This is a genomic window from Evansella vedderi (assembly GCF_030813435.1).
Lineage (GTDB): Bacteria > Bacillota > Bacilli > Bacillales > Salisediminibacteriaceae > Evansella > Evansella vedderi.
The window spans coordinates 69815-93254 of record NZ_JAUSUG010000014.1 but is presented as its reverse complement, the minus strand read 5'-3'; the positions used below and the strand labels follow the sequence as shown (position 1 = coordinate 93254).

19 protein-coding genes are annotated in these 23440 nt (G+C 38.1%); 5 read left to right on the top strand and 14 right to left on the bottom strand.

Annotated elements, in window-relative coordinates:
- Positions 1-54: 54 nt before the first annotated feature.
- Positions 55-1320, top strand: coding sequence for a hemolysin family protein (locus J2S74_RS16950; RefSeq protein WP_307327629.1), 1266 nt, complete (start codon positions 55-57; stop codon positions 1318-1320).
- A 414-nt stretch (positions 1321-1734) separates the two neighbouring features.
- A complete protein-coding gene (locus J2S74_RS16945) occupies positions 1735-2367 on the top strand; it encodes a peroxiredoxin family protein (protein WP_307327626.1) in 633 nt (210 codons plus the stop codon).
- A 51-nt stretch (positions 2368-2418) separates the two neighbouring features.
- On the opposite strand, the gene J2S74_RS16940 is transcribed toward J2S74_RS16945, so the two are convergent.
- Complete coding sequence (locus J2S74_RS16940; RefSeq protein WP_307327624.1) at positions 2419-2988, bottom strand: class I SAM-dependent methyltransferase; 570 nt, start codon at positions 2986-2988, stop codon at positions 2419-2421.
- 559 nt (positions 2989-3547) lie between these two features.
- Between J2S74_RS16940 and J2S74_RS16935 the strand changes: the two genes are divergently transcribed.
- From J2S74_RS16935 to cydS, 3 genes are read left to right on the top strand one after another with little or no spacing between them, the layout of a single operon-like run.
- Positions 3548-4909: a cytochrome ubiquinol oxidase subunit I gene (locus J2S74_RS16935; RefSeq protein ID WP_307327622.1), complete on the top strand. Its 1362-nt coding sequence runs from the start codon at positions 3548-3550 to the stop codon at positions 4907-4909.
- 18 nt (positions 4910-4927) lie between these two features.
- Positions 4928-5953, top strand: a complete 1026-nt coding sequence (locus J2S74_RS16930; protein WP_307327620.1) for a cytochrome d ubiquinol oxidase subunit II — start codon at positions 4928-4930, stop codon at positions 5951-5953.
- Between the two features lie 14 nt (positions 5954-5967).
- Positions 5968-6126 (top strand): cytochrome bd oxidase small subunit CydS family protein, encoded by a 159-nt coding sequence (gene cydS, locus J2S74_RS16925; protein WP_307327618.1) that lies wholly within the window; start codon positions 5968-5970, stop codon positions 6124-6126.
- A 42-nt stretch (positions 6127-6168) separates the two neighbouring features.
- Here the strand turns inward: cydS and J2S74_RS16920 are convergent, their stop codons facing one another.
- The 13 genes from J2S74_RS16920 to glmS all read right to left on the bottom strand — a co-directional run bounded on the left by J2S74_RS16920 (position 6169) and on the right by glmS (position 23012).
- Positions 6169-6903 (bottom strand): ABC transporter ATP-binding protein, encoded by a 735-nt coding sequence (locus J2S74_RS16920; RefSeq protein WP_307327616.1) that lies wholly within the window; start codon positions 6901-6903, stop codon positions 6169-6171.
- The gene (locus J2S74_RS16915; RefSeq protein ID WP_307327613.1) at positions 6900-7598 is read right to left on the bottom strand and encodes an ABC transporter permease; all 699 of its coding nucleotides are present in this window, start codon (positions 7596-7598) and stop codon (positions 6900-6902) included. Before J2S74_RS16915 ends, J2S74_RS16920 begins: the two co-directional genes overlap by 4 nt.
- 23 nt (positions 7599-7621) lie before the next feature.
- The gene (locus J2S74_RS16910; protein WP_307327610.1) at positions 7622-8467 is read right to left on the bottom strand and encodes an ABC transporter substrate-binding protein; all 846 of its coding nucleotides are present in this window, start codon (positions 8465-8467) and stop codon (positions 7622-7624) included.
- A gap of 21 nt (positions 8468-8488) precedes the next feature.
- Positions 8489-9409, bottom strand: coding sequence for a helix-turn-helix transcriptional regulator (locus J2S74_RS16905; protein WP_307327609.1), 921 nt, complete (start codon positions 9407-9409; stop codon positions 8489-8491).
- A gap of 225 nt (positions 9410-9634) precedes the next feature.
- Positions 9635-11359, bottom strand: a complete 1725-nt coding sequence (gene cydC, locus J2S74_RS16900) for a thiol reductant ABC exporter subunit CydC (RefSeq protein WP_307327606.1) — start codon at positions 11357-11359, stop codon at positions 9635-9637.
- Positions 11356-13089: a thiol reductant ABC exporter subunit CydD gene (gene cydD, locus J2S74_RS16895; RefSeq protein ID WP_307327603.1), complete on the bottom strand. Its 1734-nt coding sequence runs from the start codon at positions 13087-13089 to the stop codon at positions 11356-11358. Before cydD ends, cydC begins: the two co-directional genes overlap by 4 nt.
- A gap of 21 nt (positions 13090-13110) precedes the next feature.
- Positions 13111-13719 carry a response regulator transcription factor gene (locus tag J2S74_RS16890; RefSeq protein ID WP_307327600.1) on the bottom strand — a complete coding sequence of 203 codons (609 nt, stop codon included), beginning with the start codon at positions 13717-13719 and terminating at the stop codon, positions 13111-13113.
- Between the two features lie 93 nt (positions 13720-13812).
- Complete coding sequence (locus J2S74_RS16885) at positions 13813-15216, bottom strand: MDR family MFS transporter (RefSeq protein WP_307327597.1); 1404 nt, start codon at positions 15214-15216, stop codon at positions 13813-13815.
- A gap of 391 nt (positions 15217-15607) precedes the next feature.
- Positions 15608-16492 carry a hypothetical protein gene (locus tag J2S74_RS16880; RefSeq protein WP_307327594.1) on the bottom strand — a complete coding sequence of 295 codons (885 nt, stop codon included), beginning with the start codon at positions 16490-16492 and terminating at the stop codon, positions 15608-15610.
- A gap of 206 nt (positions 16493-16698) precedes the next feature.
- Positions 16699-17433, bottom strand: a complete 735-nt coding sequence (locus J2S74_RS16875) for a cytochrome c oxidase assembly protein (RefSeq protein ID WP_307327592.1) — start codon at positions 17431-17433, stop codon at positions 16699-16701.
- A 91-nt stretch (positions 17434-17524) separates the two neighbouring features.
- Complete coding sequence (locus J2S74_RS16870; RefSeq protein ID WP_307327589.1) at positions 17525-18043, bottom strand: DUF2243 domain-containing protein; 519 nt, start codon at positions 18041-18043, stop codon at positions 17525-17527.
- 148 nt (positions 18044-18191) lie between these two features.
- On the bottom strand, positions 18192-20612 hold the full coding sequence (gene abnB / locus J2S74_RS16865; RefSeq protein ID WP_307327586.1) for an arabinan endo-1,5-alpha-L-arabinosidase AbnB: 2421 nt from the start codon (positions 20610-20612) through the stop codon (positions 18192-18194).
- 597 nt (positions 20613-21209) lie between these two features.
- On the bottom strand, positions 21210-23012 hold the full coding sequence (gene glmS / locus J2S74_RS16860; protein WP_307327583.1) for a glutamine--fructose-6-phosphate transaminase (isomerizing): 1803 nt from the start codon (positions 23010-23012) through the stop codon (positions 21210-21212).
- Between the last annotated feature and the right edge of the window lie 428 nt (positions 23013-23440).

Here is a 23440-nt window from a genome sequence, read left to right as displayed (position 1 = left end):
AATAATACTAACACTATAATTATCGATGAACCAAAGGATAAGGGTGTGAAAAAAGTGGCTGACATTCCATTGAATCTCATTGCCGTATTTATGCTGCTTATGGTTATGTCTGCATTTTTCTCCTCTGCAGAAACTGCCTATTCTAGTGCAAACCGAATCAGGGTAAAGACTATGAGTGAAGAAGGGCATCAAGGAGCAAAAAGAACCCTTCATATTTTAGATAATTTCGACCAAGCATTGTCCACTATTTTAGTGGGAAATAATTTAGTTAATATTGCTGCAGCAACTATTTCGGCACAAGTTACAACTGCCATTTGGGGGCCTAATTTAGGAGTATTTATTAGCACCTTTGTAGTAACTTTACTCGTTCTTATATTTGGAGAAATTTTACCAAAATCCTATGCAAAGGAATTTGCTGAAACATTCTCAGCAAAAATTTCTGGTATTTTATTGCTGTTAATGAAGGTATTAGCACCAGTAACATGGTTATTTATCCAGCTAAAAAGAACAGTATCCAAGCTGATCAAGAAAGAGGCTTTCCATCCCTCTGTTACGGAAGAGGAATTAAAGGTGCTTATTGATATTAGTGAAGAAGAAGGTGTGATAGACGAAAGTGAAAAGGAGATGGTCCATCGTTCTTTAGAATTCAACGATATTGTCGTTCAAGAAATCTTTAAACCACGAACGGATATGGTTGCCATTGATATTAATGATTCCATAGATAATATAAAAAATATTTTTATTCGTGAACGTTTTTCTAGAATTCCTGTATACGATGGGAATATCGATAATATTGTGGGGATATTATCTGAAAGGGATTTCCTTACGGCATATATTCAGCAGTATGAAGAGATGGAAATTAAATCCCTCCTCAGAAAACCTGTTTTTGTTGTGGAGTCCATGCGAGTCCACACCCTTTTACCTCAATTACAAAAGAATAAAGGACACATGGCAATTGTACTTGATGAATACGGTGGTACTTCTGGGTTAGTAACATTAGAGGATATTCTAGAAGAGATTGTTGGGGACATTTTGGATGAACACGATGATGATATTCACCTTTTAAAGGAGATCGACCCGTCTACTTTCATTTATCATGCTGATTATCCGTTAGATGATTTCGTAAGACAGATGAAAGTGGAACTGCCCGACACCACCTATCACACCTTAGGGGGATGGTTATCGGATGTTTTTCAACGGATCCCTGCCGTTGGTGAAAATTTTTCCTATGAGCACCTTAACCTTGAAATTACGGAGTCTGATCAGAGAAGGATACGTTCTGTAAAGGTCACCACCCCTAATCAACAATCCAATATATAAGAATGTCTTCACCATTAGCTTGGAGAAGCGAAAGGCGGCGACTCCAGCGGGAAAAGCAACAATGCTCTTTATGGCGACGAGTAATCGCAGGAGCAGCTGAAGACACCACAGGGTGGTTTTGAGGCCACTGAAAAAGTCAATTTGAATAGTGGCAATGGCTTCGCTCGTTGCACGCGGAACCAGGACGGTGACATTGCGCCGTTGCCCACAGGACGTGGGCTGCCTTTAGGCGTAATTGATCCGCCTGTAGCGTATCCAAGCCATACAATATTTTTCTAAAACAACCATCTTTAGAAAACAGCTTTTAATAACAATAATTTTCAGTTCGGTCTTGTTATGCATAATTTTTTTATTTTATCTCCTTTGTTTGATAAGATATAAGTAAATCGTATTTATAGATGTGAGGGGTTAACCTTGAAAAACAAAAGGAGTATTATCATTACACTGGCTGCATTAATCATTACTTCCTATGTAATTTATGACCATTTTTTTACATCCACCGTTTCTGATGGCAATCAACAGAGGCTAGAAGAGTATTTAGCAAATGACGGGTTGGATCCCCGTGAAAAAGAGGAATATATAGAGTCGGATGAATACGGAGCATATCCAGGAAGGATGGCACCTCCCTTTTCCTTACCTTCCTGGGATGACACCGGTGATATTCAGTTGTCTGATTATCTAGGTAACTTTGTCATTGTTAATGCATGGGCTTCGTGGTGTGGGCCATGTAGAGATGAAATACCTTACTTAATTGACTTTCACGAAAATTATTCTGATGAAAATGTAGTAGTGTTAGGTGTTAATATGACCACAACAGAAGCCAGCGAATCCCGCGCCATTACATTTATTAATGAATTTAATATCCCTTACGACATTGCTATGGATTTTGATGGACTCATGTTACAGGAATATGAGATCATAAGTATGCCCATGACCTTTGTGGTAGACCCAGAGGGAAGAATTGTTATAAGAAAATTAGGCTATATGGATTATGACATGATTGTGGAAATGTATAAAGAGGCAATAGAAATTTATCGTGAAGCATAGAAAATCCCCTTATGGAACGGAAACCATAGGGGATTTTCTATTGGAACACCATTAAGATGACCTCGGATTACTGCAGCTTAGAACAAATGCCGGTGGTACATTTCTAAGCTCTCTTTTTACTTCAATATGTTCGAAGGCACTTTGGAATAATTTCTTCCTAAATAAAGTGTATTGGAACGTTATAAAAGTCCCCTCATCCTTCAATATGGATTTTGTTTTATTTAAAATTTCACTGGAAGTGACTTTTGGTAATGTAGTAAAAGGAAGACCCGAAACGACATAATCCACTTTTGGTATATTAAACTTCCTTAAATACCAGTCAATATTTTCTGCGGATCCATTTACAATATAAAGGTTCTCTTCTCCCTCATACTTCTCCTTAAGGGTTTGGTAAAATTCTTTACTTAATTCCACTAATAAAACAATAGTATTTTCCTTGCGTTTAGCTAGAATTTTTTCCGTAAAGATACCTGTTCCAGGACCATATTCCACAATATATTCTGCTTGATTAAAGTCAATATCATCGATCACTTTTTTTGCTAAATATTTCGAGCTTGGCATAACTGCCCCAACTGTCGCGGGATGCTGTATATATTCTGCAAGGAATAACTGTCTTTTCATTTAAAAGTGCCCCCTAATAATAGTGTTAGAAAGTATAATGGTGTTTTGTATTATGTAACCCACTCCAAGCTGAGTCACTTGTGGGGACAACCAAAATTTATATGATGATAGTCTTCTTTATCATTTAAATAAATATTCCACATATCTACAATTCCATAAAAAATAGAAAAAGCAAACCTCAAAAACAATTCCGATTAATTTTATATGTTTTATTATATATTATTTTACCGTAAATTGTGCAAGTTATCAAAAAAATAGTCCCTTACTTATCATTATATTATCCTCCAATTAAGGATTTGTGAACACCTTCTATTTTCACAAATTGCTCACATTAATGTCAAAAAACGATCACAAATACTCAAAATATGAGGGAAAACCCCTATAAACGAATATCCAAATAGTTATTACTATATAAATAGTGTTAACTACTGAGCAATGTTTGTCTAATCCTATAGACATATTATTTAATAACTCCAAGCTTTAAATAAAAACAATAAGTTACGAAAACAGCCTTTAATAAAATTTATTCTAGAAAAAAATAAAGATGGGAGATAGTACCATGTTTGTTGAGTATGATCCGGTCTTATATAGTCGAATCCTAACCGCCTTGACGCTTGGTTTCCACGTTATTTTTGCCACACTAGGGGTGGGAGTTCCCCTTATGATTGCCATTGCAGAATGGATGGGGATTAGAAGGAATGACCCTCATTATACTTTAATGGCACGACGTTGGGCCAGAGGATTTGTTGTAACAGTTGCTGTGGGAGTAGTAACCGGTACAGCTATTGCCCTTCAATTAAGTTTACTGTGGCCTAACTTTATGCAAGCGGCTGGTCACACCATTGGCTTACCTATGTTCATGGAAGCATTCGCCTTTTTCTTTGAAGCAATTTTCTTAGGGATTTACCTCTATACTTGGGATCGGTTTAAAAGTAAGTTAAAGCATTTCTTATTAATTATACCAATTGTTATTGGAGCCACTGCCAGTGCTTTCTTTATTACAACAGTGAATTCGTTTATGAATGCACCGCAAGGTTTTACGATTGTGGATGGAATTTTAACGGATGTAAGTCCTCTAGCTGCCATGTTTAATCCAGCTACACCAACGAAAATAGCCCATGTCATCGTCACCTGCTATTTAACATCTGCCTTTGTGCTTGGGGCTATTGCAGCATTTAACCTTTTAAAGGGAAAAACACATGTTTATCATAAAAAAGCACTCCATTTAACAATGGTCACTGGCGTTATTTTTGCTATTGGAACTGCTGTTATCGGTGATTTATCAGGAAAATACCTACATGAGTACCAGCCAGAAAAGTTAGCTGCAGCAGAATGGCATTTTGAAACGGAAAGTGAAGCACCGCTTATTTTAGGTGGAATTTTAACAGAAGACAATGAGGTAAGGTTTGCCCTTGAAATTCCTTATGCACTAAGTATTTTAGCAGGTGGTTCAACGGATACAGTAGTTGTAGGACTTAATGATTTTCCAGAGGAGTATTTACCACCCCTGTGGGTCCATTATATGTTTGACCTAATGGTATTTATCGGGATGTATCTTGCAGCTGTATCTACTCTTTTCGTATTCGTTAACTGGAAGAAAAATTGGAATGCCTTTAACCGCCCCCTTCTTTGGAGCGTTTTTGCAGGTGGACCACTAGCCATGGTAGCCATACAATCGGGATGGTTATTTGCAGAGGTGGGACGTCAGCCTTGGATACTAAATGGTGTCATGACTGTTGCAGAAGGGGCCACCACGTCACAGCATGTGGACATCATGTTAGTATTGTTTATCATTTTATACACGATTCTTGGAACGACTTGTGTCATGGTTCTCCGGAGAATGTTCAAATCAAATCCTGTAGAGCATGAGCTGGAAAAACGAGGTTTGGTTCACCTTAATAGCCATGTATCAAATCAATAGAAAGGGGCGCGAAAAACAATGAATTACGAGTTAATTGGAATTACTGTTCTTTGGACATTCTTATATGGTTATTTAATCGTTGCCTCTATTGATTTTGGTGCTGGATTCTTTAGTTACTATACGAAACAAACGAAGAAAGATCACCTTATTCACAATATCATTCAACGTTACCTCTCCCCAGTTTGGGAGGTAACGAATGTATTTCTTATCTTCTTTATTATTGGAATAGTGGGCTTCTTCCCGTCTACAGCCTATTATTATGGGTCCGCATTATTAGTGCCAGGGAGCATTTCCATTATTTTATTAGCTATCCGGGGCTCCTATTATGCCTTTGCAACTTATGGAGCCAAGGAAAGCAAGCTTTATTCTTTCCTATATGGGGCAACAGGATTATTAATTCCCGCCTCTTTATCAACTGTACTGACTATTTCTGAAGGTGGCTATGTTAGTACGGAAAGTGGCAGGGTTCAGCTTCTATATGGGGAGCTATTCGGAAGTCCCTATTCATGGGGCGTTGTTATTTTAGCTATTGTAAGTGTTCTATTTATTTCTGCTAGCTTTTTAACGTACTATGCTTCCCGAGCAAAAGATGCTCAAGCACTGAAGCTTTTACGTAAATATGCGTTAATTTGGGCTTTCCCAGCCATTTCTATGGGAGTGATTGTCTTCTTCTTGTTAGGACAACGAAACGCCATGCATTTTGAGAATATGGTAGATATTTGGTGGGCCTTCGGATTATCTTTTGTGGCCTTTTTATGGGCAACCTATTTGATTTGGAAAGGAAAAAACTACGGTACTGCCTTTATATTAGTGATGATTCAATATTTCACTGCTTTCTTTGGCTATGGAGCAGCACATTTACCTTATCTGCTCTACCCGTATTTAACGATTTATGACGGGTTTACAAACGAAACGATGGCCATCTCTTTAATCGCCGCTTTCATTGCGGGCTTACTGCTACTTATTCCGTCGTTATATTTACTCATGAAGCTATTCTTATTTGATGCGGATTATGTAGAAGGTAAAAAACCGAAAGCTTTGTAAGGAGGGGAGTTAAAATGACTTGGTTTTTAATAACAATTGCCCCACCCCTTGTACTCATTGCCTGCATTTTTATAGTGTTTTGGTGGGCCACTGCAGCAAGACCTCCAGCCTTCGTATTAGAAGATCAGTATGAGGAGGAGATAGACGAAAATCATAAAGTGAATAATCTATAAGATAAAGAAAGACATGGGATTCGTACTTTAACTTCCCATGTCTTAAATAGTATATAATTCTTTCCACTTTCCTAAAAACGGGGCTGCTTGTTCATTTGGGTGATGTATGACATCCTTGGTGTTCCCCATTTGCTTTAGCTGCCCTTCGATAATAACGGCTAATTTTTTCGTTATATTATTAATCTCGATTAAATCGTGACTGACAAACAATGTTGTTATATTTGTGTCCTTTAATATATCTTTCAAGTCTTCCATCAACTGTATCTTGGTTGGAAAGTCCAAGGCAGCAAACGGTTCATCGAGAAACAGTACCTCAGGCTCTAGAATTAACGCTCTGGCTAAATTTACCCGCTGTGCTTCTCCACCCGATAAGGATACCCCATTCTTTTTCGCAAGATGGGATATATGAAACTTCTCCAGCCAATAATCAACCTTCTCTTTCATTACCTTTCTATTTTCCTTTCTCAACTTTAATCCAATAGCCACATTATTGGATACATTCATGTCAAAGAGAAGAGATTGCTGCATAGCTACCGCTAATTGCCTTCGCTCCTCTATCGACAGCGTATCAGCATGTTTTACTTCCCCTTTATAGAGAACATCACCTTCCGTTGGAGCCTGCAAGAAGGATAACAACTTAAGAAATGTTGTTTTGCCTGCACCATTGGGGCCAATTAATCCAAGGATATCTCCCTTTCCTAAAGAAAAATACGGAATATCTAATAATACTTCCTTATTAGCAACAAACTTCACTTGTTCCATCTGTAAAATGTTCATACACGTCGCTTCCTTTGTTGTAATGATGTTAATAAGAAGGTAATGATAAAGGCTAATGTCATTAAAATAAATGATAAGGCGATGGCTACATCAAAATTTCCTTTGGATACTTCCATTACCATGGAGGTTGTTAAAATACGCGTATCCCCTCTTATATTCCCCCCTACCATCATGGCAGCCCCAACTTCCGCCAGTACTCTTCCAAGACCTGCAATAATGGCAGCTAGTATTGCTAGTTTTGTTTCCTTTAAAAGAATGACAAGTCTTTGTAACTTTGTTGCACCTAATGCCTTTATTTGCATGAGCATTTTACTGTCAATTTGTTGGAATGCAGCGGATGTAAGACCAATAATAATAGGAAGGGAAACCACTATTTGTGCCATGATAATTGCATGGGTAGTGTAAAGGAGCCCTAAATGCCCTAATGGACCACTTCTCCATAGGAGCATCGTAATATATAAACCTGCTACAACTGGTGGCAAGCCCATTCCAATATTGACAAAAATTAGAATAATTTTTTTACCGGGAAAGGAATGAAGCCCTATTAATACCCCTAGAGGAATACCAATAATGGTACTTACTAAAATAGCAGATAAACATACCCTTAATGTAGTAAGGGTGATTTCATATATTTCACGGTCACCGCTTAGTAGCATTTCAATTGCCTTTAAAAACCCTTCATAAATAAGACCCATTCAAACCACCACTTATACTTTGTCTATTCTGTATACTGGAAAAATAAAGGCTGTCCGTATTCTTCCATACCAAACTCTTTAATGATCTCTTGAGCTTCTTCTACCATAAATTCAACGAAGAGGTTAGCTGCTTCCCTATTTATCCGTTCATACTTCCTATCATTCACTTGCATTACATGATAGATATTTAATAGCTCATCATCACCTTCTACTAAAATTTCCATATGTTCCATGTTTCCAGCGTGGGATAAGTAAGTTGCCCGATCTGTTAAAACATACCCTTCCCTTTCACCACTTAATTGAAGGGTGCTTCCCATTCCTTGACCTGTTTCTAAATACCATTCTTCTCCACTTGGATCGAGGCTGGCTTTTTCCCAAAGGCTCCATTCCATTTTATGGGTACCGGAATCATCTCCTCTTGACACGAAGATGGCACCTGTTTCAAAAATTTGTTGAAACGCTGCTGCCACATCCATTCCCTGAATTTCCGCAGGATCCCTCTCAGGACCAACGATTATGAAGTCATTGTACATAACACGCTTTCTATTAATAACATCTTCACTCGCTACTAATTTTTCTTCAGCCGTTGGTGCATGAGTAAGCAAGGCATCTGCTTCCCCTCGCTCTCCCATCGCTAATGCCTGTCCTGTGCCAACGGCAATGGTTTTTACATTAATATTATATTTTTCCTCAAATATCGGTATAAGTACATCCAAGAGGCCACTGTCCTGTGTACTAGTTGTAGTAGCTAAGATCATATCCTGCGGTTCATTAGTCGGACCTTCGACACTTTCATTTTCATTGGAACACGCGGTCATTATCAGTATGAATAAGGTCATTAGAGCAAAAATCTTTCTATTGATTTTCATTATGATATCCCCCATTTTCTCCTAGTTTGTTTCATATTTGATAACTCCTAACTCTCTCACCTTATAGCCAGGAATTTTAGAAATACTTATTTTGAACTCATTTGAACTTAAAAACTCATACAATAAATTCAATGGAGTCTCATTTTCCTGCGTCCACCGAAAAACAAGGTCAAACTGTTCTTCAATAACAGGGATAAACTCTAAACCTAACTGTTCCGCTGCAGAACGAATACCAAAGCCAACATCAGCGCTTCCTCTGCTTATTTGTGCCGCCAACGATAAATGGTTCCATTCTTCATTGTCATACCCAGTAACTTGCCTTGGATTAATTGCCTTTTGCTGTAAGAAGGAATCTAATAAAAATCTTGTACCTGAGCCCTTTTGGCGATTAATAAAAGTTATATCCTTTCTTGTTAAATCTTCGAAGCTTACAATATTTCTTGGATTTCCTTTTGCCACTATAAACCCTTGTTCTCTAGTAGCGAAATGGATCACGGAGATTTTTTCATGCACAAATAACTGTTTAATGAAAGGTATATTATACTCTTTGGAATTAGGGTCTAATAAATGGACGGCCGCCACGTCTGCCGCTCCCCTGTACATCATCATTAATCCTTCCAGACTTCCAATAAAAGTGGGCTGCACAATCAAATTGGTGTTTTTACTAACACTCTTTGAAAGTTGCTCTACTAAAAAATCATGACTCCCTGATAATCGAATGGTATTAGTGGTTGAAGGATGGGTGAGTGTCGGATCCAGTTTCTTTGATTGATAGGCTTGTGATGTGTTTTTATACCGCTCCACCTCTTCAGGACTAATCCTCATTTTATTGCCTACTTTAAAGGCATGTAGTTCCCCTCTTTTAATAAGCTCGTACACTGTATGCTTTGATATTTTAAACATTTTTGCTATTTCATCAGGAGTATATGTATGATCCGTCAAGGTAGATTTCTCCTCTCTTACAAGCTACCTCTAAAATAACTTAGAAGCTAAATAAAAGCAATGTCGTTTTGTTTAGTTTTATTAAGTTTTGTTAAGTTTTATTGGTTATCGTTCTATTTTAGACACAACTCGAAACCTTAGAAGGAACGAGAAGGAACCTAGCTCCACCTTTAAAGAATAACGCAAGTGAAAACCGCCCATTTTTCTTCTAGGGCGGTTTCTTCTTTACATAAGTACACTATTCTCTATTTGCTTCATTTCATAGAAATAACCTTGTTTATCCATCAATTCCTCATACGTTCCCGATTCGATAATTTCCCCTTGATCCATAACAATAATTTGATCCATTTTTTCTAAACCAATGAGTCGGTGACTAACGAGAATCATCGTGTCATCATCCCCTTGATGTAACAGATGATCAAATATCATTCGTTCTGTTAAAACATCCACAGATGAGGTTGGTTCATCCATTAACCAGAGCTTCGAACCCTTTAACATTGCTCTAGCAATGGCTAAACGTTGTTTTTCTCCCCCAGAGAGGTTTCCACCCTTTTCAAGTACGGAATCTGTTAAGGAGAATTCCTCCAACTTCACCTTTTCTAATACAGCATTCATTTCTCCCTCCGACAAATCATCCTTTGCAAGGCCGAGGTTTTCACCAATGCTTCCATAAAAGAAATGATTCTCTTGCATAATTACATTAGATCCCTTCCAAATAGCTTCATCCTTTATCTTCCTTACTGAAGTCCCATTTAAGTAAATAGCCCCTTCATACTCCTTATTCATTTTTAACAAAAGTTGAATTAGTGTTGATTTCCCCGACCCGCTAGGTCCAACTATGGCAGTTTTAGATCCTGCTGGCAGGGATAAATGGATGTTTTTCAAAGCTAATCTCTTTTCACCAGGAAATGTAAAGGACAGATTCTCCACATCGATAGCCGGAGCTTTTGTTAAATCTATTTGTTCCCAATCATCCTCCACTCCCCTTGTTTCCATTCCTTCTTCTTCAATAACAGAAAACAGTCTAGAAGAGGCCCGGCGACTATCCTCATAATATCGTGGGAAAGCGGACATTGGCGTGGCATTTTCAAAAACAGTGATAGAGGTCATTACCAGCATCGCTAGGAATACTCCGTCAAGGCTACCACCAGCTACTAAATAGGCTCCCATTCCAAGCACAGCCCAAGAAACGAGTAGAGAAAGGGTCTGAATGACCGACTGATTGGACAATTCCTGAACACTCTCCCTTTCTTGCTCCGATACATAACCGTCCGCTGTATTTGTTAATTTCTTCTCCTGTTCATCAAGTCTTTGGTAAAGCTTTAAATCTCTGAATCCATAAAGGAATTCCGTTGCTTCTGTAGAAACGTTCCCCCGAAGCTCCCTTAACTGTTGAAGTATTCCCCTTTGTTTCACCGTAAACCATAAGGGTACCACAAACCCAGTTAGGATAAGACCTAGGATGAGGAACACAGCGACATGTATGGAGAAAAAGGCTGTAAATGCTATCGTAGCAAGGAAAACAATGATCATCACGATAGGGGGATAATACACCCTTAGAAAAAAGTTCTGTAAGCTCTCCACATCTCCCACAATTCGTGAAAGTAGATCTCCGCTTCTGTATTTATGGAAAATTCTTGGGGCTAACGGCTCTAACCTTTCAAAAAAATAAACTCTTAAGTTACTTAATTTTGTAAACGTTGCTCGATGGGAATAAAGGCGTTCTGCATAACGACTTAATGCCCTAGTTACACTAAATAGCTTTAGCAAAGCAATACTCATTGTCAAAATATATAAAGGAGGTGTGATCGCCGCTTTCGAAATTAAATATCCACTGTTGGCAAACAAAGCAACAGCCCCCATCCCAGCGAGAAACCCGAACAATATGGAGAGAAGAACATCCTTTTTCTCCTTCATCATGAGTTTTATCACTACTCTTAACTCATTCATTTTGTATTCCCCCCTTCATGAACAGATACCATACTCCGATATTCAGAATTCGACAATAACAGCTCCTCATGGGTACCCTTCGCAACCAATTCTCCATTAGCCATAAAGAGAATTTGATCGGCTTCCCTAATTGTATGCAGCCTGTGAGCTACTGTAATTACTGTAGAGGTTACGGCCAATTCCTTCATCGCCCTTTGCAACACACGTTCCGTATGAAGATCTAGTCCTACAGTCGGTTCATCGAACAGAATAACAGAAGGTTTTTTCAAAAATGCTCTGGCTAAAGCAATCCGCTGCTTTTCTCCACCAGAAAGCCCCCTGCCTCCTTCTCCGATTTCCGTAGAATAACCGTTTTCCAGTTTACTTATCATTTCGGCAATACCGGCTTTTTCCGCTGCCATTTTTACCTTTTCAATGGTGGCTTCTTCTTTCCCCCCAATGGCAATATTCTCTTGTATCGTTCCTGAAAACAAGTAAGGATTCTGAGAGATATAGGCTAGTTGGTCAAACCATTCCGCTTCCTTATACTGGTGTAAACCTTTTCCGTTTACCAAAATCTCCCCTTGGGAAGGGGCAATGATACCAGATAATAAGTGTAGCAGTGTTGTTTTTCCTGAACCGCTCCTCCCAACAATGGCCACATCGCTAGCAGGAGGAATGGAGGCCATCACCCCCTTAAGAGAAAAGGATCCTTCACCATAACTAAATTTTAAATTTCGCAGTTCTATGGCTGGAGGTTCCTTTCTTTCTTCTAATGGGGCATCTCCCCATTGTACAGGCTGCTCCGTCTCCTCTAATTCATCTATTACCTTTTTGGCCGCTCCCATACTTCCTCTTCCTGAGTGAAAGGCACTTCCAAGCTCCTTTAAAGAGTTAAAAAATTCGGGGGCTAATATTAACACAAAAAATGCTGTAAAAAACGGAAGGTTCTCATAAATAATTAGGCGAAGACCAACCTCTAAAGCTACTAACGCTATACTCAACATGGAAATAAACTCCAGCATTAAGGAAGAAACGAAAGCAATCTTTAATACAGTCATCGTAGCATCCCGGTAATCCAAGCTGCTCTGTCTGATTGCCTCTTGCTTTTCCTTAGCACGACCAAACAATTTCAATGTTGTAAGGCCCTGCAAAATATCAAGAAATTTACCCGAAAACTGAGCTAGCTTCTCTAACTGTTCTTCCGATTTTCTTTGCGTTGCTTTCCCAATGATAATCATAAAAATAGGAATGAACGGAGCCGTAACAATCATAATAAGCCCAGACACCCAATTTTGAGAAAAGATGGCTGTAAGGATCATGATGGGTACAATGGTCGTTTGTATCATTTGTGGATAATATTTACTAAAATAGCTATCTATTTCATCTACTGCATCTAATAAGATACTCACTTTTTCCCCGGACTGCCCCTTTAAAGCTCCTTGCATAGGATTCCTAGCATACTTACTTAACAATGCTTTTCTGTAATTCCGTTTTACCTTTGATGCCATTTTCACTCCTGTACGACCAATTACATATGTAAAAAATGATCTTCCTCCGAGCACAACAATAAGACTTAATAGAGCTGGAAGTATAACGTGAAAGGATTCCCCTTGCAGAAAGATACTATCCACAATCACCACAATTAAATAAGCCTGTGCGATAATCACTGCTCCTAATAAAATGGACATAAGAACAAGGGTATACATACTATTTTTTTGCTTGCGAGCAATTTCCTTTAGCTGTTTCATAAGCTATCCCCTCCTTCCCTTCTATAACATCCCCAGGGTCTTTCCCCAGTCAACCCACTCACTTTTTTTAGAAATGTTAAGCTTTTTTCGTATGTTTCTTCTGTGATTTTCCACTGTTTTCGGCGATATATTTAACAGTTTTGCCGTATCCTTCACAGTATAGCCGTGAATTTTCATCTGAAATACCTCCTGCTCCCGCTTAGACAGCTCATGATGCTGTCCCCTCATTTGCATTTGTCCCCCTGTTTTTTCCACATTCAAAAAAATTTTTTCTCCCTTTAAGATCCTTTGAAAAAAATCCATCAACTCCACTAAGGAGGAATTTTCGTAGCATAACCCATGAACCGCATTCAACTCATAATGTCCATTTGACACCATTTCATGACATAGAATCACCAATTTACATGAAGGAGGCTGCCCCTGAAAATAGGATAGTAATTGCTCTATTCTGTTTGCCCATTGCAAACGGGTATGTATCACGATAAGGTCAAATGCATCCATTTTCAAAGTGTCTATCAATTCCTCTGTTGTTTCAACAACAGCCATATAGTCTATTGGCTTCACGTCTTTAAGGAGTTGAATTAATCCATATCGTAACAGCTCACGATTAGATGCTACCATTACTTTCATGTTCGATACCTCCAACTGCAACCTATGTATTATATTTCTCCACATATCTTACTACATTGGTAACAAGAAATAAAAAAATCTCACTGCCATTTATCAGTGAGATTTTCCATAATCGGGCTGTTCCTTTGGAAGAAAGCTAAGTACAAGAATGACACAGGTTACAGCAATAATCGCAAGAATTATAAAGACAGAATGAAGTCCTACAGCAAGAATTTCCGGTGCCACATTTGTGCCATTGTTCGTATGCCCCCCAATATGTTGATTAAGGGCCATTCCAAGTATCGCAATCCCTAAGGTTTGTCCTAATGTACGAAGGAAGGCATTGGACGATGCTGCTGCACCGCGATTATTCCAATCTACAGATGATTGAACAATAACCGTAAATACGGTCATGGATAACCCAAACCCTAACCCTATGAAAAACATGATAATCACTAACAAGTAATTCGGTGTTTCACTAGAAATTAAGGTTAATGCAAAGGTCCCCAATGCTATGAACGTTACCCCAGTAAGGGAGATGGGCTTAGACCCTAGCTTTACAAGGAATCTTCCGCATAGAAAGGACCCCAATGGCCAACCGATAGACATGGGGATTAATGTTAATCCAGATGATGTAGCGGCCAGCAGCAGTACTCCTTGGACCCAAAGTGGTAAGTAGGCCGTTAACCCTATTAAAATAGCCCCTAGAAGTACGCCACTTATATTAGCAATTAATAAGTGCCGATTTTTAAATAAACGGAACGGAACCATTGGCTCATTAACCTTAAGCTGAATAAGAATAAAAATAATTAAAAAGGCAAATGCCGTGGTCAACAATCCATACATTAATCCAGCTTCCATTGGCTGTTCATTTTCTAAAGACAACAGGGCATATAGTAGTGCTCCCATTCCAATGATGAAGGTAATCGCACCACCGAAATCAATGGATCGTTTCCGCTTCTCTATTTTTTCTTCTAAATATTTTCCTATTAAAAACATAGCTAATAGACCAAAGGGAATATTAATAAAAAAGATCCAATGCCATGTAAAAAAGTCCACAAAAAAACCACCGACTAACGGTCCAAAAATACCGGCCACTCCCCAAATGGAGCCAATGATGGCTTGTACCTTTGCCCGCTGTTCATACTTAAAAACATCCCCTACAATGGTAAAGGTCATGGGCATCAATGCACCTGCCCCAACCCCCTGTACCGCCCGGAACATAATCAACTGCTCCATAGATTGTGAAAGACCGCATAATATGGATCCAATTAAAAACAACGTTGCCCCTGTAATAAATATTTTTTTCCTTCCAAAAAGATCTGCAAGCTTTCCGAAAATCGGTGTCATTACAGCATAAGTTAAAAGATAGATGGCAAAAACCCAGCTAATTAAATCCAGTCCCCCTAGATCTCTAGTAATAACGGGCATGGCTGTACTTATAACAGTCACTTCAATTGCTGCAAGGAAGGTGGCAATGATTAGTGCAATGGTAATATTACGTTGATAACGATCCATTATGTACTTCCCTTTCTTCTCAATAAATTAGAGTAATTCTGTAGACTAAAAAATTCTACTGTGATTATACCACGAAGATTTTGTTTTACTCGTATATTTTGAGAACCCGTCGAAAAGGGAAAGCGATAACTTAAATAATAAGCTCTGTTAAACTTTGATGTTGATTTTCGCTTCAGAGCGCTCGCTTTCCGCGGGCAACGCTTCAGCCTCCTTCGGGAAACCCGCCCTGCGGTGTCTTCAGCCGTTGCTTTTCCCGCAGGAGTCTCGCACCCTTCAGCTTCAATCAACGCTATTAAGAAATCAACTCTGTTCTTTAACAGAGCCACATAAAAAAGTTTAGGAACAGTGTAGCAGGGAGATACCACACTGTTTTGTTCGATAATTACTAGTTTTAAGCAGAAGTAGACAAATCGTTATTGATATACACTAAGTCTTTTATTTTTTGATAGTCCTCCTTTGCAGATGTGGAATATGGATTTCGAATTAAACGCAGCCATATTTTGGATATGGTTCTTTTTCTTTCATCATGGCTATCTACGATAAATATAATAGATTTATCCTTTAAGGATGTGTCCTTCATAAGTAGGTTTGCCCGTTCGATCAAATACGGTATATTCATTTGATTCCCGCTATTATATAGCTTTACCACATCTATTTCATCCTTAATGGTTACATTAAGGTTATTTTTCATACGCATATCTACTAAAATATTGTTACCAAAATGAAAATCCTTCTTTAAATAACTCTCATCAATAATTTTAATTGGCAGATTTTTTTCCACGATTCTAGGGTAAACAATGCCATTTTTCTTATGGAGAGTCAAGCTTAATTGCTTTAAATGATTAAAAGTAGAGCTTGTCCACTTTATTAAAAATGTGATAATCAAAAAGGAAATAGGCATTATAATAAATGGTTTAATAAGGGTATCAACAGGGCTGAATACTGAATTCCCCATCAAAGCTCCAACATTAAATGCACCAAATGTAATCATTAGTGTGATTGTCATATGCTTAGCCACTGTATTATTTTTGATAAATAAAAGAAGTGACTTAAGTAAGTTTAAGGTATAGATCGTCCACTGAATGAATAGAAATGTAAATAACAGTACAAAAGGTAATACTATGAAGGGTTTTAAAAGAGAATCAATGGGATTAAATGCTATATTCCATACATATCGATTCATAAGGTTCATGATTGTATAGGTTAGTATAAAAGTAATATTGATTACGACTCCTACGTATTCTACTCTCTTCGTTCTTCCTTCATCCATAAACAAATTAAACATCTCCTTTTCTAAATTAGCCTGTCCATATTTGAAACCATTGTAGCATAAGGGATTTGACGAAATTTGAAAACCGTTAAACAAATTCTTTCATTTATGGAGAAGTATCGTCACTCTATTTAATTTCAGTAGATTAATTTGTCTAAGTATTTTCCCTCGACTCGAAGAAGGGGCTGATTTTGTCATGATCTAACATTATTCTATATATTTTTAGTAGGAAAATTATTTATTTCTAATGAAAATCTTGGTCGAGTTTCTCGGTACCATTGTAGACAAAGCATAAAGATAATGATAATGTCCACAAGATCTCCCCCGTAATACATAATCATAGCCCCTATTTCCCCTTGCTCCTCCGTTACACCCTCCGGTGGATTAACATAAATATACTTTGATAAAATTCCATGACCTGCTAAAGCAAGAATGAAAACGACGGAACGGTAAAGATAACTTGTTCTATGTGCTGCTGGATCTATATAAATCATGGAAATAGTAAAGAGATACCCCGCTAAAAAAAGGTGTACATGGACAAGTATATGAATCAATATATGCTCATGCATAACCGTATACAAGCTTGTAGTATAGAGAAGCCATAACCCCCCAATGTTAAGGGTGGAAGCAACTATTGGATCTGTTACGATGCGAATGGGCTTCCTTTTTAACAATTTTGTTATTCTCCTTGCACGTTTTACGTTAATCGTTCGTAGAAACAGTGTAACTGGTGCTCCTAAGGCCAATAGTAGTGGAGCGAGCATCCCTAAGAATAAATGGGCTAGCATATGGGCAGTAAAATAAACATGAGCTTTGACCGCTAAAGGCCCCGCAACAGCAACAATAGCTGCAAATACTCCCATCATCCAATATACTGTTCGATAGGTAGGCCACTTTCTGTATTTCCTATTTGATAGTAAAATTGCAATGATATATAGTACAAACATTAGGAGAAATGGAAAGACCAAAATTAGCTGAGGTAAAATAAAAGTAGACTCGTGTGAAAGTGTAGTTTCAATAGAATGTATAGGTATATGTTTATACACGCTCACTAGACACCCTTCCCCCAGGTTGATTCTTCCCTGCAGTTCGCCTTGTAAGAATTACCCCTATAACAATTAATAAAATAGCAAAGACGTTCCATATAATATCATAAATAATGACATTTTCAACATACCTTATTTGGTGAATACCCATTACCTTATGTTGAACTGTCCCATCGTATAATTGAAATATTCCTGCTCCAAGAAAAACTCCTCCCCACCATCTGGTTAGCCACAATGCATTTCGTCGACGGAGATCCGCAAATAAAAATAAGCCACCTATGGTAGCAAACCAACTAAAAGCATGGAATAACCCATCTGAAATAAGCCCAATATCCGTTGTAGATTGATCATAGAAATGGTGCCAACGTAGCAGTTGATGAAACACTACCTCATCTAAAAAAGCAATTAACCCTAGTCCAAACAAAATACCCGACCAAAGATTACGAGTGGAATATATCTGTTCGTTTAAAGCACTCGATGTTTCCCTTGTAGAATCACTCTGTCTATTCATAATACCCTCCAGTAAAACACTTCTTACCACTTTCTGAAGTCTAACCTAAAACTTCCGGTAATAAACCTTCTTTGCAAATAGTTAGAGGGTGAGTCGCAAAGGCTAAACAACATGCCTTTTGACTCACCCTCTTAACATATTTTACGTATTATTCGTCCCTATTCGCCAACAATACGATTTCTTCCGCAGTAAGCGCTAGGTTATCATAAATTTTTAATTCATCCATTAATCCTTTATATGGCGTATCCCAATGGTTTACTCCTAAACCAAAATAAGCATCCGCCGTGGTAAAGACATTCGGAAACCCAGTTCCTGTAAACCTTTCTTCTCCGTTAACGTAAACTGTAATTTTACCCTCATCAACAGTAAAGGCTATATGAGTCCACTCTCCTGTTGGTATTTTCATACCAGTAGGAGCATCGTACCAAGCAGTACCAGACCACACCATTGTATCGTAATTTGCAAAACCACCGCCACGAGGCACAAGACTTACCCAACGATCAGGTGTGCGTGCTCCAAAGAAAGATGTGGTAAAGTCAGTTAGCTGATCTGGATTTAACCAAAGGGAAACAGTATAGGTATGGCTTGTAATAAGGCCATTAGGTAAACGAATACCAGAGGATCCATCAAATACGGCAGCTTTTCCTTTTACCCCATCCGTAAAGGTTATCGTACCACCCTCATTGTCAATTCGGTTCCCAGTAACAGTCCCCGGACCGAAGCTTACATTTTCCGCATGGTTTTCTAAGTTATCATTGAAATTATAATGAGCAACTAATTGACCCTCTCCTTGGGCTAATACAACAATAGTAAAGGATTTTGATTTAGTTACCTCGTCTTTTGTGATAGTTGCAGTTAGAGTTACTTCTTGGTCACCTGTCACCGCTTCTGGGCGATTGACTACACCTGTTTCAGAAATAATATCACTGTTTGACGTTTCCCAAGTTATTTTTGTATTTCTAGTAGCTTTCGTCGGAAGCGATAAATTACTAATGATGGTTTCATCGAAATTTAACTCTTTATAAACCGCTTCTACAATTTCCTCATTTGTTTTATTCTCTAGCTTACTTCCCCAAACTGCTACGCCTTCCTTAGATAAAGCAGTAAATGCCATGACGTAGCTTTCGGATGTTGGTTCCCATTGTCGTACAAAAACCCCATTATATACGGAACCATCAATGATCAATTCCACTTGGTTATGACCAGTTGTTTTCCAAGTACCGTTTACTTCACCGGAAATTTTATTATTTTTTTCTAATGTGATATGAACAGATTCTTTAATTTCTGCAGAGATGTCCTTACCATGATTGATAAACTTATAATCTCCTATTACATCCTGTCTATTAACCTTTTCAAGTTCCTCACCAGCATAGCGGTATGGTGCAATAACCGGCCAGCCATCCTTGTTCATAAACATTTGATGAACTCTAATTTCATGCTGCTCTCCCCTCTCTGGAAAGCGTGTGTGGAAAAACATAAACATTTGCCCTGTCTCTTCATCTGTGTACACAGAATTATGTCCTGGGGATACATATCCATGGCCAATTCCTGTTCCTGGTTCCCCTAGTTCTCTTTTAAATAAGAAGTTACCCATTTGCTTCACACCGTAAGGCTCAATAGAACGGTCATCAAAAAATGTTCCCGGTGCCCCACGGACCTCACTCATGAGATTTCCTTCCGCATCATAGTAAGGTCCATCTGGGTTTTCCGAGCGAGCCACTCGCATATTATAACCACCAGCTGCATCTAAACCACCGAAGGTTACATATAAATAATAAAAGTCTGTTTCAGCATTGTATTCAATATAAGCTCCTTCCATTCTACTGTGGTTTCCGCCCATTAAATGAGTACCATATCCTTGGTCTGGTTTCGGAAAACCTGTTTCCCTATCCATTTCTAGAATGAAAATACCGCCTGAATAGGAACCGTATACCATCCATAGATTTCCGTCCTTATCAAAGAAGTTCTCTGGATCTATGGCGTTTGGATGAATGTTTGCATTATAAATGGTTCCATCAGGACTTTCTTGCCCCCACATCCCTGATTTCAAGAAAATCCCTAAATCTTCATAAGGCCCTTCGATATCATCCGCAACAGCTACTCCTAGTGCTGATCTTGGGGAAGTTCCTTCGCAGGCATTATAATACATATAAAATCTGCCATCCTCTAATTGAATTACATCCGCTGCCCAAAGAGTTGTTGTATTTGCCCACTCAAATGCTTCTGCTAACTCCGTGAATACATTTGGAATTAAAGGGTTACCATCATGGACATGTGTAGAAATTTGTTCCCAGTTCATTAAATCGTCCGTTTTAGCAGCTGCTAAATGGGATCCAAAAACGTAAAAGGTATCGCCCACTTTAATAACGGATGGATCATGTACAGAAGCTTCTGTAAATTGTGGAGCGTCACCTTGGAATTCCATATGAGGTCGATTATTATTTTCTTCACTAGCTTTACTTTTCGAAGTACTAGATGAATTATTACCGAATTGTCCAAACGCTGTCGCTGGAATTAATAATGTAACTAATAAAACAGTAACTAGTAATCTCTTAATAGTTTTATTCACTTGTAATTTCTCCTTTCTTAATAGGGAAACATTCTGAAAACCCTTACATTTTCAACAAAAAAATAATTACTTAAAATAAGTACATCGTTTTTTCTAAAGAGTTGCAAATGACATAAGGTTAATAATAATGTTAATCATTATTTTAGATAAAACTCCCCCTTTTAGAAAGTCCAATTGTTTGATTGATTTATACTTTTATAAAGTATTTATATCCTTGTTAAACACTTAAAGATTATATCAGGAATTATTTAAGTTCAATAGGTAATATATCCTGACACCCCTCCTACGAATTATTAACAAATGCATTAACAATAGGCTTGTTTAACTATATTTGACTTGAAATTTATTCTAACATTTATAGATAAGCTACATGTTTTGTAAATTCTGAATATTATTCGATGTTTTATCCTTCATTTCGATATCATGAAAATTTTAGTAGGAGGTACTAAAGACCTGAGCATAAAGAATTATTAATAGATTAAAATTAATTTATATGATGTCCTTACTCCTAAAAATAAAATAAAACACCGTCCAAAGGTGTACATTGAACGGTGTTTTATCATTTCCATACATACTCTTTTTCAGAGTATGTATAAACTACTCTACTGTAACACTTTTCGCTAGGTTTCTTGGCTTATCAACGTCGCAATTACGGTGTAGTGCTGCATAGTAAGAAATAAGCTGCAATGGTACTACACTGACAAGTGGTGTAAGGTATTCGTGAACATGGGGGATCACTAAGGCATCGTCCCCTTCTGCTAACCCTTCCATGCTAATCATGCATGGGGATGCACCGCGTGCTACAACTTCTTTCATGTTTCCACGGATACTTAAGTTAACATGGTGTTGAGTAACTACTCCGATAACTGGTGTTCCCTCTTCGATTAGGGCTATTGTACCGTGCTTTAACTCCCCACCCGCAAAGCCTTCCGCTTGAATATAGGAAATTTCCTTTAGCTTTAATGCTCCCTCAAGACAAACGTAATAATCAATTGCACGACCGATAAAGAAACAGTTACGGGATACACTGAGATAATCCCTTGCTATTTTTTCCATTTTATCTTTCTTATCTGTTAATGTCTCCATGGCATTGGCTACAATAGCAAGCTCTTGTAATGGATTGAAGTCCATCTTAAGTCCTGCTGCCTTTGCCGTATCAACGGCAAGTATAGCTAAAACAGCCATCTGAGCTGTGTAAGCTTTTGTGGAAGCTACAGCAATTTCTGGACCAGCATACGTATGAAGTGTATAATCTGCTTCACGAGATAGCGTGGACCCTGGTACATTCGTAATAGTTAAGGCTTTATGACCTAATTCCTTTACAGCTACAAGTACTCCACGGCTATCTGCTGTTTCTCCACTTTGAGATATGAAAATAAAGAGTGGTTTTTCACTTAATAACGGCATATTGTAAAGAAACTCACTGGCAATATGCGTTTCAACAGGTTTATTGGCAATTCTTTCAATTAATTGTTTACCAACTAAACCAGCATGATAGCTAGTTCCTGCCGCAATGATATAAATGCGATCAGCATCTAGCATCGTCTGACGAATGTCTTCGTCTAGTTTAATATCTTCGTTCTCATCTTTATATTTGGAAATGATGTTACGAATAACAAACGGTTGCTCATCAATTTCCTTTAACATAAAGTGCGGATATGTTCCCTTTTCTATATCACTTGCATCTAATTCAGCAATATAGGAATCACGAGAAATTACTTCCCCTTCCAATGTTTTAATAGTGATTTGATCACGGGTTACAATAACAATTTCCTTATCCATGAGCTCTACAAATTCGTTTGTTATATGAAGCATTGCCATAGCATCACTTGCAACTACATTCACATCATCGCCTAATCCAACAAGGAGCGGGCTTTTATTTTTTCCGACATAGATTGTCTCTGGATCATGGTTATCCAATAGAGCAATGGCGTAGGAACCTTTTAAAAGGCTTAACACCTTACGAAATACCTCTTCCGTTGTCATTCCTTCCTGTGCAAAGCGTCCAATGAGTTGTACAACGATTTCCGTATCTGTGTCACTTTTCATTTCTACGTTTTCTAGGTATTCCCGTCGCAAATGGTCATAGTTTTCAATAACACCATTATGAACAAGTGTATAGCGCGACTCTTTACTTTGATGAGGGTGCGCATTAACCTGACTTGGGGCACCATGTGTTGCCCAGCGCGTATGCCCTATTCCAATATACCCCCGTTGACTGTTGTCTACTACTTCACGAAGAGTTGCAATCCGTCCCTTTTCCTTGTAAACATGAACCCCTTCTTCATTGGCTAAAGCAATTCCTGCAGAATCATATCCTCTATATTCTAACTTTTCTAAGCCTTTTAAAAGAATTTCCTTTGCATCCTCAGTTCCTACATAACCAACAATTCCACACATAAAAAATTTCCTCCCTCAGCAGGGCAAGAAATACCGGGGCATTCTTGCCCCACTCTTTATTCATTAGTATTACTTTCTAAGCTGTATAGTATTATCATCCATTGCAATTACTTTTGTTCGAAAGGTCACCCTCTCGTTTTAGGTAATTGCTTTCGGTTGTGATGATTCAACCGGGAGGCATCCGCCGAAAACTTCGATAAACCTCCTCCTCGTCAACTATCCTTCGTTTCGTCCATCGGATAGTCCAGGCGCTTTTATAATTTAGTTTATAAACAATATAATCCCCCTTCCGTGCATTTTGAATCCCATTAATCATACTATAAAAGTTAAAATTGGGTCAATCCTAATTTTTTCCTTTTCTTCACCTCCTTTATAGAATTTACTCTAATTATTGTTTAAAAAGAACTTTTCACAATTAAAATATGCAT

What these genes read in the sequence shown, in the direction of transcription:
- J2S74_RS16910 (WP_307327610.1), bottom strand. Translation starts at nt 8,467, where the DNA reads ATGAAAATCAATAGAAAGATTTTTGCTCTAATGACCTTATTCATACTG.
- J2S74_RS16885 (WP_307327597.1), bottom strand. Translation starts at nt 15,216, where the DNA reads ATGGATCGTTATCAACGTAATATTACCATTGCACTAATCATTGCCACC.
- cydC (WP_307327606.1), bottom strand. Translation starts at nt 11,359, where the DNA reads ATGAATGAGTTAAGAGTAGTGATAAAACTCATGATGAAGGAGAAAAAG.
- J2S74_RS16915 (WP_307327613.1), bottom strand. Translation starts at nt 7,598, where the DNA reads ATGGGTCTTATTTATGAAGGGTTTTTAAAGGCAATTGAAATGCTACTA.
- J2S74_RS16920 (WP_307327616.1), bottom strand. Translation starts at nt 6,903, where the DNA reads ATGAACATTTTACAGATGGAACAAGTGAAGTTTGTTGCTAATAAGGAA.
- J2S74_RS16930 (WP_307327620.1), top strand. Translation starts at nt 4,928, where the DNA reads ATGAATTACGAGTTAATTGGAATTACTGTTCTTTGGACATTCTTATAT.
- J2S74_RS16935 (WP_307327622.1), top strand. Translation starts at nt 3,548, where the DNA reads ATGTTTGTTGAGTATGATCCGGTCTTATATAGTCGAATCCTAACCGCC.
- cydS (WP_307327618.1), top strand. Translation starts at nt 5,968, where the DNA reads ATGACTTGGTTTTTAATAACAATTGCCCCACCCCTTGTACTCATTGCC.
- cydD (WP_307327603.1), bottom strand. Translation starts at nt 13,089, where the DNA reads ATGAAACAGCTAAAGGAAATTGCTCGCAAGCAAAAAAATAGTATGTAT.
- J2S74_RS16940 (WP_307327624.1), bottom strand. Translation starts at nt 2,988, where the DNA reads ATGAAAAGACAGTTATTCCTTGCAGAATATATACAGCATCCCGCGACA.
- J2S74_RS16870 (WP_307327589.1), bottom strand. Translation starts at nt 18,043, where the DNA reads ATGAATAGACAGAGTGATTCTACAAGGGAAACATCGAGTGCTTTAAAC.
- J2S74_RS16875 (WP_307327592.1), bottom strand. Translation starts at nt 17,433, where the DNA reads ATGTTTGTACTATATATCATTGCAATTTTACTATCAAATAGGAAATAC.
- J2S74_RS16890 (WP_307327600.1), bottom strand. Translation starts at nt 13,719, where the DNA reads ATGAAAGTAATGGTAGCATCTAATCGTGAGCTGTTACGATATGGATTA.
- glmS (WP_307327583.1), bottom strand. Translation starts at nt 23,012, where the DNA reads ATGTGTGGAATTGTTGGTTATGTAGGAACTGAGGATGCAAAGGAAATT.